Annotated in this window: 13 protein-coding genes; 5 read left to right on the plus strand and 8 right to left on the minus strand. The window is 63.8% G+C overall.

Features of this window, described 5'->3' with window-relative positions; all coding sequences use genetic code 11:
• Entirely contained in the window at positions 1-627 is a 627-nt protein-coding gene (locus tag ABQF30_RS15415) for a TetR/AcrR family transcriptional regulator (RefSeq protein ID WP_448465188.1), read from the plus strand.
• 116 nt (positions 628-743) lie between these two features.
• Here the strand turns inward: ABQF30_RS15415 and ABQF30_RS15420 are convergent, their stop codons facing one another.
• The 6 genes from ABQF30_RS15420 to ABQF30_RS15445 are packed head-to-tail and all read right to left on the minus strand — an operon-like array spanning position 744 to position 7,278.
• Positions 744-2,129, minus strand: coding sequence for an aspartate ammonia-lyase (locus ABQF30_RS15420; RefSeq protein ID WP_448465190.1), 1,386 nt, complete (start codon positions 2,127-2,129; stop codon positions 744-746).
• The gene (locus ABQF30_RS15425) at positions 2,114-3,256 is read right to left on the minus strand and encodes a M20 family metallopeptidase (protein ID WP_448465192.1); all 1,143 of its coding nucleotides are present in this window, start codon (positions 3,254-3,256) and stop codon (positions 2,114-2,116) included. The genes ABQF30_RS15420 and ABQF30_RS15425 overlap by 16 nt, the downstream gene beginning before the upstream one ends.
• Positions 3,246-3,920: a DUF1028 domain-containing protein gene (locus ABQF30_RS15430; RefSeq protein WP_448465194.1), complete on the minus strand. Its 675-nt coding sequence runs from the start codon at positions 3,918-3,920 to the stop codon at positions 3,246-3,248. The genes ABQF30_RS15425 and ABQF30_RS15430 overlap by 11 nt, the downstream gene beginning before the upstream one ends.
• Positions 3,917-4,345, minus strand: coding sequence for a RidA family protein (locus tag ABQF30_RS15435; RefSeq protein WP_448465196.1), 429 nt, complete (start codon positions 4,343-4,345; stop codon positions 3,917-3,919). The genes ABQF30_RS15430 and ABQF30_RS15435 overlap by 4 nt, the downstream gene beginning before the upstream one ends.
• Entirely contained in the window at positions 4,342-5,796 is a 1,455-nt protein-coding gene (locus ABQF30_RS15440) for a 4-hydroxyphenylacetate 3-hydroxylase family protein (RefSeq protein WP_448465198.1), read from the minus strand. Before ABQF30_RS15440 ends, ABQF30_RS15435 begins: the two co-directional genes overlap by 4 nt.
• A 27-nt stretch (positions 5,797-5,823) precedes the next feature.
• Positions 5,824-7,278: an amino acid permease gene (locus ABQF30_RS15445; RefSeq protein WP_448465200.1), complete on the minus strand. Its 1,455-nt coding sequence runs from the start codon at positions 7,276-7,278 to the stop codon at positions 5,824-5,826.
• A 99-nt stretch (positions 7,279-7,377) separates the two neighbouring features.
• Between ABQF30_RS15445 and ABQF30_RS15450 the strand changes: the two genes are divergently transcribed.
• Positions 7,378-8,283, plus strand: coding sequence for a LysR substrate-binding domain-containing protein (locus ABQF30_RS15450; RefSeq protein ID WP_448465203.1), 906 nt, complete (start codon positions 7,378-7,380; stop codon positions 8,281-8,283).
• A 37-nt stretch (positions 8,284-8,320) separates the two neighbouring features.
• Here ABQF30_RS15450 and ABQF30_RS15455 read toward each other — a convergent pair whose 3' ends face one another.
• Positions 8,321-8,761 (minus strand): YybH family protein, encoded by a 441-nt coding sequence (locus ABQF30_RS15455; protein WP_448465205.1) that lies wholly within the window; start codon positions 8,759-8,761, stop codon positions 8,321-8,323.
• A gap of 192 nt (positions 8,762-8,953) precedes the next feature.
• On the opposite strand from ABQF30_RS15455, the gene ABQF30_RS15460 reads away from it, so the two are divergent.
• The gene (locus ABQF30_RS15460) at positions 8,954-9,619 is read left to right on the plus strand and encodes a DUF4396 domain-containing protein (protein ID WP_448465207.1); all 666 of its coding nucleotides are present in this window, start codon (positions 8,954-8,956) and stop codon (positions 9,617-9,619) included.
• Between the two features lie 23 nt (positions 9,620-9,642).
• Positions 9,643-10,821: a M28 family metallopeptidase gene (locus ABQF30_RS15465; protein ID WP_448465209.1), complete on the plus strand. Its 1,179-nt coding sequence runs from the start codon at positions 9,643-9,645 to the stop codon at positions 10,819-10,821.
• Positions 10,822-10,843: 22 nt separating this feature from the next.
• On the opposite strand, the gene ABQF30_RS15470 is transcribed toward ABQF30_RS15465, so the two are convergent.
• The gene (locus ABQF30_RS15470) at positions 10,844-11,530 is read right to left on the minus strand and encodes a sigma-70 family RNA polymerase sigma factor (protein ID WP_448465870.1); all 687 of its coding nucleotides are present in this window, start codon (positions 11,528-11,530) and stop codon (positions 10,844-10,846) included.
• A 248-nt stretch (positions 11,531-11,778) separates the two neighbouring features.
• On the opposite strand from ABQF30_RS15470, the gene ABQF30_RS15475 reads away from it, so the two are divergent.
• A complete protein-coding gene (locus ABQF30_RS15475) occupies positions 11,779-12,141 on the plus strand; it encodes a TetR family transcriptional regulator C-terminal domain-containing protein (protein ID WP_448465211.1) in 363 nt (120 codons plus the stop codon).
• Positions 12,142-12,162: the final 21 nt, after the last annotated feature.

The following is a 12,162-nucleotide window of genomic DNA, read 5'->3' on the forward strand; positions in this document are numbered from 1 at the left end:
ATGTCGACTACGGCGGAACGTCCGCTGCGCACTGACGCCGCCCGCAATGCTGACCGCATCCTGCGTGCCGCCCGGGAGGTCTATGCCGAACTCGGACCCGATGCGCCGATCGACGCCATTGCGTGTCGCGCCGCGGTAGGCGAACGAACCCTGTACCGCAGATTTCCCAGCAAGACCGACCTTCTGCGGGCGGCGCTCGATCAAAGCATCGATGAAAACCTTTCGCCGGCAATCGAAAAGGCGTTGAAACGCAAAGACCCGCTACGCGGCCTGACTGACCTGATCGAGGCCGCGACTGCGCTTGGGGCCGCTGAACACAACCTCCTCGCCGCAGCGCGCCGTGCCGATGCGTTGGCCAACATCTCCGATCGGCTCGACACGGCGATGCAGGAACTGACCATGCGGGCTCAACAGGGTGGTCTGGTCCGCGGCGACCTGGTTGCCGAGGACCTGCCACGCATCATCGCCATGCTCAACAGCGTGCTGTGGACAATGGAGGTCGACAGCGACGGGTGGCGCCGCTACGTCGCGCTGATCCTGGACGCGATCACGACCGCCGAGCCACGGCCGCTACCTGCCGCTGCCCCCATCAGCCACCCGCATGCGCTGGACAGCTGGCCGATGTGATGCCGCGCCGAGACCGACACTATGGCTGCAATCCGGCTCTCGCAGCAACCATTCCGTCAGTCTGGGGACGAACTGGGCCACTGCACTGACCTGCTCGCGCCGGCATCGCATGCCTATCAGCCCAATAGCCGGTCGAGATCGTCGGTCGCAATCGACCCGGTCGCCAATGCCAGGTCACGAACCTGCCCCCGCCCCGCCAGAACGGCTGCAGCCACCTCACTCGCCTGCGCGTAGCCCAACACCGGGATCAGCGCGGTGACGACGCTGGCACTACGCGCGGTGATTCCCTCCAGGTGGTCACGGTTGACGTCGATGCCGTCCACGCAGTGGATGCGCAAGGTATGGAACGCGCGCTGCATCCAAGTGATGGACTGCAGCAGGCCGTGACAGATGATCGGCTCGAAGGCATTGAGCTGCAGCTGCCCCGCCTCGGCAGCGAACGTGACGGTGACGTCCGTGCCGATCACCGCGAAGGCCACCTGGTTGACCATCTCCGGGATCACCGGGTTGACCTTGCCGGGCATGATGCTGGAGCCGGCCTGCCGTGCAGGCAGCCGCAATTCACCCAGACCTGCCTGCGGCCCAGACGACAGCAACCGCAGGTCGTTGCAGATCTTGGACACCTTGACGGCGGTTCGCTTGAGCACACTGGACAAATGCAGGAAAGATCCGGTGTCCGACGTGGCTTCGACCAGATCCGTCGCGGTCACCACCGGCACTCCGGTGATCGCCCTCAGGTGCCGGGCTGCGGCTTGTGGATAGCCGGCGACGCTCGTGATGCCGGTCCCGATTGCCGTTGCCCCAAGGTTGATTTCGCACAACAGCTCGCGCGCCTCGGCGATCCTTGCCAGCTCTTCGGCCAGTGTTGACCGCCATGCGCCGAATTCCTGCCCCACTGTCATCGGGACGGCGTCCTGCAGCTGCGTACGTCCGATCTTGGGCACATCGGTGAAGGCGTCAGCCTTGACGCCGAACGCGTCGGCGAGCTCCTCGACCGTCCTCGAGAGGTCGCCGAGCGCAGCGATCAGCGCGAGCTTGACGGCGGTCGGGTAAACGTCGTTGGTGGATTGACCCCGATTGACATGATCATTGGGGTGCAGCCTGTCGTAGCTACCGAGTGGACAGCCGAGCAGTTCCAGCGCCCGGTTGGCGATGACCTCGTTGGCGTTCATGTTCGTCGAGGTACCGGCCCCACCCTGCACCATGTCCACGACGAACTCGTCGTCCAGGCGGCCGTCGATGACATCCTGGCAGGCCCGGTCGATGGCGGTGGCGCGCTCGGGATCGAGCACACCGAGCTCAAGGTTTGACCGTGCCGCCGCCTGCTTTACTGCTCCCAGAGCCGCGATGAGAGGGCGATGGCTGGCTAACGTGACACCACTCACCCGGAAATTCTCCAAGGCTCGGGACGTGTGCACTCCCCAGTACGCAGTAGCCGGAATGCTCTGGCTACCAAGGAGATCTAGCTCGATCCGCACACCAGAATTCATTGCTGCGCACATTCCGCGAATACGTCGAGCGCGGTCCACGCCAGTGCGATGGCACCGTCGTGAATCGCTAGTTCTGCCTGCTCCCCCACGCAGTGGTCGGCGAACTCACGTTGATGATTGAGCGCCGGCAGTGAGCCGATCCCGATGTAGGGATGGATGGCAGGGACCACCTGAGACACATTTCCCATGTCCGTGGAGGCGCGGTTCATCCGGCTGGCCTTCTCACCGGCGGTGAAGTTCCGGCCCAGCGCCTCGGCATTGCGTCGGTATGCGGCCAAAGCTCGCTCGTCAGTCCGGAATTCGGCGTATGGCTTGCTTTCCGGCCGCACCGACAACTCACAACCACTTGCCAGTGCGCCCGCTTCGAAACACCGCCATACCCTCGGCTCCAAATCTGCGAGTTCAGCCAGCGACTCGGCGCGGACATACCACCTGCCGCGAGTGCGCTCGGGTATCGCGTTCGGGGCCTCGCCACCGTCCGTCACCACACCGTGCACCCGCACAGTCGCCGGCAACTGCTGGCGGAGAAGGCCAAGTGCCACCTGCGCGATAGTGAAGGCATCAGCGGCATTACGGCCGTGCTCCGGGTAGGCCGCGGCGTGCGCGGCCTTACCGGTGAAACTGATCTCAGAGTGCGATACCGCGAACGGGCGCGCCTCCGCGACATCTACCGGCGCAGGGTGAGCCATCATCGCCAGATCGAGACCAAGGAACGCCCCACGTTCCAGCATCTCGATCTTGCCCCCGCCACCTTCCTCGGCCGGTGTGCCGAACACCTCGACCGTCAGTCCCGCTTCGTCGGCGACGCGGGCCAACGCCAACGCGGCCCCAACCGACATCGCCGCGATCAAGTTGTGCCCGCACGCATGGCCGAGGCCTGGTAGGGCGTCATACTCTGCACACAGACCGACTCGGACCGGCCCGTTTCCGTACCGGGCATGGAACGCAGTGTCGAATCCCAAGTAGGGCGTGACGACCTCGAAGCCCGCTTCTGCGAGGCACCCGCTCACCCACGCCACGGCTTGATGTTCAGCCCAGGCAGTCTCGGGGTTCGCGTGCACCTTTTCCGACAGCGATACCAACGACGGAAATGCCTTCTCTACTACGGATTTCGCGCTGGCCTTGAGGTCATTCGTCACCCGGCACTCCGTATGACGGAGCCAGGTCAGGCCGGCGGGCCCGTAACGTGTAATCCTCGGCCTGTGGCTGCCACACCTGCCACGCCTCATCGAGCCGGATGATCGGGTCATCGGCCCAATCGACCCGCAGATCGGTGAGCGGCCACTCGGCATCAGCGACCACCAGCAGTCCGCAGGAGTGCACTGGCCCCTCCTCACCGCCGGCGTCCTCCCCTGCCCTGAGTCCGGCCAGCAGACGGTCCGCAAGGTGCCGGCCCGGGTCTGCCTCGAACGCCTCGACCATTGCCTGCGGCACCTTCTCCGAGCTCAGCAGGTTGCCTGCTGCGACCACATCCACACCGGTCACCACTGTGTAGGTACCCAATGTGCGGGCACCCGAATGGAATGCGACGGCACCAGTCACATCGACGACGGTGAGCTGCCGGTATTCGGGGTAGGCCGCATGGGCAACCACATGATCCATCGCGCCCTGTGCAGAAGCACCGTCGGCGAGTCGGTCCAACAGCTTGGAGCCGAGCGTGGGGTCGGTGACGTTCTGGGTGCAGGCCACCCCCACACCGGATCGGGCCCACACACAGCGGGCCGCCACTGCCGGACTGGAGGACGTGACCACCGCACCGAACATCCCGGTGCGGGCACATCGGCCGGCCAGCGAGAACGTCACGGGATCACCGCCGTCACAGTCACTTCGACGACCCATTCAGGCCGTGCCAACGAGTCCACGACCAACCCGGTCGAGGCGTAGAAGACGCCCTTGAATCGCTCCCCGAGCACCCGGTAAACCTCCTCGCGGTAGCGCACGTCGGTCAGATAGACATCGCACGAGACGATGTGTTCCAGCGACGCCCCCGCCTCACCGAGTAACAGTTCGATGTTGTCCACCGTCTTGTGCGCCTGCCCGGCCGGGTCGCCCACTGCAACGCATTCCCGGGTCTCAAGATCCTGGGCCACCTGTCCGCGTAGATAGACGGTGTTGCCGGCGACCACGGCCTGGCACAGATCGTTGGACAGGTTCTGCTCGGGGTAGGTCTTGGCTGTGTTGAAGGGCCGGATGCGGCGATGTCCGCCGACCACAATGGATTCCGTCATCGGTTGCTCCCGTCGATATTCTTGATGCCGGCCGATTGGCACATGAGTTCGGTGGCCGGTTCGAAGTCGTAGTTGTTGTAGATCGCGAGCAGGTGCGAGAACGGCGGTGACTGCGCGAACAGCTGGAACGTCAGCCGATGAGTGGCGTAGTCCGAGTTGAGCAGGTCCCGCCCGTAGGCCAACAGCTTGCGCCGTTCTTCGGCCTCCACATCGCCGATGGCGAAGTACTTCGACAGCCAGGCAGCGGTTTCGTTGTTGCGGAACGATGCGGCGCTGGGTGTCAGGCTGATCTGGCAACCGGCGAGATCCCGTACCAGATGGATGATTCGCGGCAAGTTACTGCAGGCGAATACCCGGCCGGAATACATCGTGGGCTGATGCGGCATGAGGTAGCCACCCGGGCTGGGCTCAGCGAGTTCGATTGCGGCAGTGAGGAAGGCATTGATGCCCTCCCGGTAGGCCGCCACCTCGGCGATCTTCTCCCGCACCCCTTGGTGCATCTTGACCCCGGTCTGCCTTGCACTGGCGTGGGCGAAACCCAGCAGCAGGTCAGCCCAGCGCAGGTGGCGCTGGATGAACGGGAAGATGCTGTACCGGTGCAGCGTGGCACGAATGAAGCTAGCCGCCTCGGTGTGTCGGTAGAAGAACACGTCCTCCCAAGGGATTTCCACATCGTCGAAGACGATCATGGTGTCGATCTCGTCGACGCGGTTGGTCAGCGGGTAGTCCTCGGCCGATCGCATACCCCGGAAGCCGGAGCGGCAGATGTGCTTGATGTCCGGATGTCCCATGTCAGCCCGGAATCCGACGGCGTACTCGGAGTGTGCCTGTTGATTCCAGTCACCGATGGTCGGCTTGACGAAGGCCTGGTTGGAGTACGCCGCCGCGGTCTCGAACTTGGCGCCCCGCACCACGATTCCGCGGTCGTTCTCGCCCACCACGCGTAGCAGGACGTCTGGATCCTGGTCCTGCGGCCACTTGGACCGGTCGCCCTTCGGGTCGGTGTTGGCCGAGACGTGGAACGGGTCCTGCAACGTGGCGTTCCGGACGTGGCGCACGATGTTCTCGGAGAACGCGGGATTGATCTTGTTCAGGACATCTTGGCCGTCGGCAAGCGACCACATCTCCCCGACCGTTTCGTCGCCGACCCGTGTGACGACACCGCCGGCATGGTCGAGGATGGTGTCGACGCCACGGCGCTTGGCGTGCCAGTCCTCCTTGGTCAGCGGCGGTTTGGAGCCGATCGAACACACCTCGCCGCTTGCTTGGTCGACGTAAGTCATGGTGTCCCTGGTCAATTCATCGTGACCGAGGTCGTAGATGCGGGCGCGGATGTCGACGATCGGCTGGAACGCCGGGTGGGTGGTGACGTCGTCGACACGTTCCCCGTCGATCCAGACGTTGCGTCCGTCGCGAATCGACTCCCGGTATTCCTCTCCGGTTCTGATCATGGTCTTCCTTCTTTTCGAAAGCGCCTGTCAGGCGCCGGTGGTGGGGATGGTGGTCAGCTGAGGGCCGCGCGCGGCGCGGATGCGGTACGCGAGCAGAATCGCGCCGAAGGCGATGAGGCTCATCAGAAACTGGGAGCGGGTCTCCTCTATCGCCGCCATCAGCCCGAGGACGACGACCATCCAGGCGATCGAGAACCACGACAGGTACGGGAAGCACCACATCTTCATCCGCAGGGCGCCTGGGTCAGTGGCTTCGAGCCGGCGGCGCAGGCGGATCTCGGCGGTGACCAGAATGATGTAGTAGATGAGCTGGATGGCCCCGGATGAGTTGATCAGGAAGATGAATACCTCTTCGGGGAAGAAGTAGTTGGCTACCACCGCCGCGTAGCCCATCGATGTTCCGGCCAGGATCGCCCGCACCGGCACTCCCCGCTTGTTGACCTTGACCAGCGCCTTGGGTGCGTCGCCCTTCGCGGCCAGCGCGAACAACATTCGCGAGGTGATGTAGAGGCAGGAGTTCAGAGAGCTGAGCACAGCGGTGAGCACAATTGCCTGCATCACCACCGACATTCCGGGGATGCCGATGTGCTCGAGCACCACGGCGAAGGGGCTACGAATAGTCTCGCCGGTGAAGGGAGTGTCCCACGGCACCGCGGCGACGATCAGCAGGATCGAGAGAACGTAGAACACGAATACCCGCATCATCACCTGCTTGGTCGCCTTGGCGGCGAACTCAACCGGCTTCTTGGATTCGGCGGCCGCGATGGTGGCGATTTCGGCGCCGCCCATCGAGAAAAGCACCGTCACACTGCCGACCAAGGCTGCCACCACCCCGTACGGGAACATGCCGCCGTGGGCGAACAAGTTACTCAGGCCGGGGCTTTCGGGCTTGCCCACCAAACCGAGCAGGAAAAGGCCGGTGACGCAGATGAAGAAGATGATCGCGATCACCTTGATCGAAGCGAACCAGAATTCGGCCTCACCATATGCCTTGACCGACAACAGATTAATGGCGGTGAGGATCAGAACCAGACCGAGACACAGCAGCCAGGCCGGCACCCCGGGCAGGTAACTGGCCAGGATTCCCGCGCCCGCCACCGCCTCGATGGCCGCGACGACCACCCAGAAGTACCAGTACAGCCAGCCCACGCTGAATCCCGCCCAATTACCGAGGCCGTCGCGGGAGAAGTTGGCCACTGAGCCGGACGACGGCCGCGCGACCGCCATCTCACCGATCGCGCGGATGACGAAGATCATCAGCACGCCTGACAGCGCATAGCTGAGCACCGCCGCAGGCCCGGTCCTGTTGATCACTGCGCCGCTGCCGACGAACAACCCCGCGCCGATGATGCCGCCCAGCGCGATCATCACAATGTGGCGGTTGTCCAGAGTGCGCTTCAGCCCGTCCCCTGCTGCGGCAGTGCTCTCGGGCACTGCGAACGGTTCCGCTGATTGCGCTGCCGCTCCACCGCGCTGGTTCATGTGGACTCCTGCCGTCAGGATGACTTGTCCCGTCGACTATGACCCCGCTCACCTACCCTGTACAGTCGAAGTCTTCGAAGTTAACGATCGGTTTTGCTGATGTCAGATGCCACGCTTCGCCAGCTCGAGTACTTCATCGCGGCTGTTGAAGAAGGTTCGGTGACTGCGGCCGCACAGCGCCTGCACCTTTCGCAATCCGCACTGTCGATGGCGTTGGGAGAACTGGAGCGCGCCCTTGGGGTGCAGGTGCTCGTCCGGCACCGTCGCGGCGTAAGACCGACCAGGATCGGCGAACAGGTGCTCACCGACGCCCGTCGGCTGCTAGTCGATCTCGAAGACCTCCAGACTTCGGCGCGGGAGAGCCAGCACGGACTGACGGGCCGGCTGATGGTGGGCTGCTACAGCACTCTGTCTCCGGTGATCTTGCCGCCAGTGCTCAGCGAGTACGTCGTGCGCTTTCCGGGAGTGGACCTCACATTCACCGAGGGCCCACACGACACACTGATCGACAAGCTCCGCAACGGCACCCTGGACCTGGTGCTGTTGTACGACTACGGCTCCGATGTGTCTGTGCACCGCGACGACCTGAACTCCGAAGAGATCGTTGCAGCACCGCCGTACGTCCTGCTGCCGGAGGGCCACCCGCTTGCAGCCTGTGACGAATTAGCGCTGCAGCAGTTGGTCGACCAACCGATGATTCTGTTCAGCCTGCCGCCTGGCGGCGACTACTTCCTCTCACTTTTCAAGGCGGAGGGCCTCGAACCGCGCGTCCGTTACCGCGCAACGAATTTCGAGTTGGTCCGGTCGCTCGTCGCCCGGCGACTCGGGTACTCGATCCTCAGTCAGCGCACACGGATCTCGGTGAGTTACGAGGACCGCGGCTTCATCACCCGACCGTTGTCCGGCAACCATCCAGGCCTCGCCATCCACGCGGTGACACTGGCAGGCGCGAAGCTCACCCGGCCGGCGGCGGCGTTCATCGAGACGTGCCGATCGGTGAACTAGCGCAGCGCAATTGGGGGTTCCCTTGTCGTGTGCGGTGTCATGGCGCAGGCTTCATCACCACGTTGCCGCCCTGCCGATTGAACTCAAACGGCCACGAAACGTGCTCGTGGGTAATCTGCCAGCCGTCGTCTGACCGTCGACAACACACGGTCGAACGTAGCCACGCTTCCACGATCCCGGCCCGCTCGAAGTGGACGTTGCCCTTGTCCAGGTTGAGCATGCTGGCGAACGCCACATCGCCGTCCGTCGAGACGTTCAAGTCCCGGGTTTCCAGGCCGATCGGACCCTCGTATTCATCGAACCACCGCAAGAAGTTCCGGCGAACGGCTTCTGAGCCATGGAAACCCTGAAGTGGAGGGACGCAGTCGAAGTACACGATGTCAGCGGAATACAGCGACATGAGTCGATCGATGTCCTTTGCCCGGCACGCTTCGACCCGACTGTCCAGCAGCTTTCTTACTTCGGCCTGTACCGTCACGGCGCCTCCTCCGTTGAGTTTGCTATGCCACCCATTTCCGGCCACCGGCCGCGTCGGCCGTGCCGGTCACCTCGACGCACGTTGGTGGCGTGCTCGATCTGGGAATACCTCAATTGACGGCAGGCGAACCAGCGACACCGCCGAAGTTCCGGCCCGAGCCAACGAACCGCGAAGCACCCGCAGGAGGACGTGATGACAGTCCACACACATGACCACGAGCGCGGCGGCGAACACGCCGCGAACGTCAACACCATGGCCCTCAGCGCGACTCTGCACTGCCTGACCGGATGTGCGATCGGCGAGATCGCCGGACTCATCATCGGCACCGCGCTCGGCCTGAGCAACCTGGCCACAATCGTTCTCGCCGTGGCACTGGCGTTCCTTTTTGGTTACACCTTGTCCACGCTGCCGCTGTTACGCGCCGGCGTGGCGTTGGGTACGGCGTTGAGCGTGGTGTTGGCCGCTGACACGTCGTCAATCCTGGCGATGGAGATCGTCGACAACGCCGTCATGGCCGTCATTCCCGGTGCGATGAACGCTGGCCTGGTCAACGTCGTGTTCTGGGTCGGCATGATGATCGCGCTTGGCGCTGCCTTTGTCGCGGCATACCCCGTCAACCGCTACCTGCTGGGCAAGGGCAAAGGTCATGCGCTCACGCATGAGTACCACGTCGGTGGCGCCGCTCCGACTGGAGCGCGTCGATTCATCCCGGCGTTCAGTTCCGGTGCGTTGGCGGCTGCCATCACGGCGTTCATGCTGGGCGGCCTGGTTGTATCGGTCGCCGATCAACTCTCCGGCCCTGAACGCGCGTCCGAGCACGCGCCGCCGGTCGCGTTGCCGCTCATCGAGCGTGGGTAGACACAGTCTGGGAGGTCTCGGCTATGGCGAACCAACGGCAGGCAATGGCCGGCAACGATATTGATTTGCGTATGCGCCGCGATATCGAGCAACTGGCGCGGCTTAACCGCCGAACCAGCACGCCAGGCGAGCGCCGTTCGGCCGAGTGGATCGCGAGCCGTCTCTCGGGCGACATCGGTGCGGCCGATACAGCGACAGCCTGGTTTCGGACGCAGTCCTCGTGGGCGCCTACCCACCTCGTCTATCTGCTCGCCGCGATTGTCGCCGGGGCGGTGTCCGGTCTGTTCGGTCGCCTGTTGGGCGCTGGGGTGACCGCGTGCTACGAGTTGGAGGTCAGCGGCCGAAACCAGTGGGTACGGCGGTTACTTCCCGCCAAACGGGGCGTTTCGGTGACCGCGCGAATTGCTGCGGCGGGTGATACCAGACGCACGTTGGTGTTGGTAGCCCACCATGACGCCGCACACAACGGAGCGGTATGGCATCCTCGCACAGTCGCGCTCAACAGAATGCTGTCACAACGTACCGGGGAAACCCTACCTACCCACTTCCCTGTCTTAATAGCGATGGCCGCCAGCGCATTACGGATGCGGCGAGTTCGGATCGCAGCGCGGTTCGTGCTGGCTGTCGTCGGACTGGCCTCAATACAATCGATGCGAAGCCGAACCACGCCGGGCGCCAACGACAATGGCACCGGTGTCGCAGCCGTTCTCGAAGTGGCCAGGCGTATTCGGGAGCGCCCATTTCCCGACACTGAAGTGCTGCTGGTGTTCCCGGGAGGGGAAGAAGTCGGCAACGTGGGCATGCGCGCCTGGGCCGACAACGATGGCCGTCGACTTGATCCGACCCGGACCCTGGTGATAAATCTCGATTCCCTGGGCAGCGGCGGACATCTCGTCGCCGCCCGACGTGAAGGCCTCACCGGCAAACTCACTCCCAGCGATGTCGCGCTAGCCATGGATGTAGCTTCCGGCGCTGGGATCAATCTGCGCGTGGTGTCCTTCCCCAACGTATGCGATACCAGCATTGCGAGGTACAAGGGTATGCACGCCATCTCGCTGCTGTCCTACGACGACGGTTGGATCCGCAATCTACATCTGAAGTCGGACACGGTAGATGAAATCGGTTGGAACACAGTACATGACGCGGTTGCCCTGACCGAACAGCTGGCTTTGGCGTGGGCGCGCACCGCCTCACCCGCATGACACTCGGCGACGAACAGCAGTCTTAGGCCGCGGCATCGTTCTTGCTGTGCCGGCCGAGATAGCGCCGAGCGACTGTTGAGTCGACGAGCCGCGCACGCAGGCTGCTGCGCCCACGGTGTAATCGCGACATCACCGTCCCCTCCGGAATATCCAGAATGTCGGCGATCTCCTTGTACCGGAAGCCCTCGACGTCGGCGTAGTAGACCACCATCCGCTGTCCATCGGGCAGAGCGCTCAATGCCGACCTGACATCGTCGTCGGGCATCGCCTCGAGGGCGGCCAGTTCCGCCGATGGCGACGCCGCAGACTGCGCATCGTCGAGGGTCTCGACGAACACTTCGTCGGGTCGCCGCTGTGCGGTGCGGTACGAGTTGATCCAGGTGTTGGTCAGGATCCTGAACAACCACGCCCGGATGTTCGTGCCATCGCGGTAGGTGTCGAAACTGGCGTATGCCTTGACCATCGTCTCCTGAACGAGGTCCTCGGCGTCAGCCGCGCTGCGCGTGTACCGACGTGCGGCTCCGTACAGTTGGTCGAGCAACGGCAGCGCATCTCGGATGAAACGTTCGTGCAGATCGTCAATGGTTGCTGGCATGGCCCCGCTCCTGCCACTGGTCACATCGGACACTTCGCTACCCGAAATTAGCCCTGGAAGTACGGGCCTCCCAGGGGGATTTCCCCCGGATTCGAGGCGGTTTCCCGACGGCATCGGGCCGTATGCGGGACGGTGTCCAACTCTCATGCCAGCAGCCTGACACCTCAAGCTAGCTTGAGGTCAAGGGCTATGTTCGGCGTGCCGGTCGCAGGTAGCCACCCATACCCTGCGGCGCCACGATGAAGCGCGTAACGGACCATCGATGCCGCGTCCCAGCGTGGAGGCCGAGCGGCGGCAGCAGATCCTCACCGCGGCATGCGAAGTCATTGCCACGGTTGGCGTTCCGGACTTGCGCTTGTCAGATGTGGCGAAGACGCCTGTCCATTCTCAACGATCTCGTGGAGTCCTACCTCCCCAAGGACGATCAGTCCCGACGGGCCTGGAAAGTTTGGCTGGCGTTGTGGACAGAGGCGACGCGAGATCCGCATCTGCGGTCTGTCAACGAAAAGCTGTACGGCCAGTGGCGCGACGTCGTGTCGGAGGTGATTCGTAGTGCGCAGCAGGAGGACAACGCCCGGCCGGGAAATCCGGTGGCGCTGGCCAACATGCTGATCGGCATGCTCGACGGGCTCGCAGTTCAGGTTCTGCTGGAGTCCGGGGCCGTCACGCTGACCTCGGTCCGGAAGACCATCAAGGAGTTCATCCGCGAAGTCATCGCACGGTAGGCGATTTCCCACCTTAGGGTC

The organism is Mycolicibacterium sp. XJ870, from assembly GCF_053483975.1.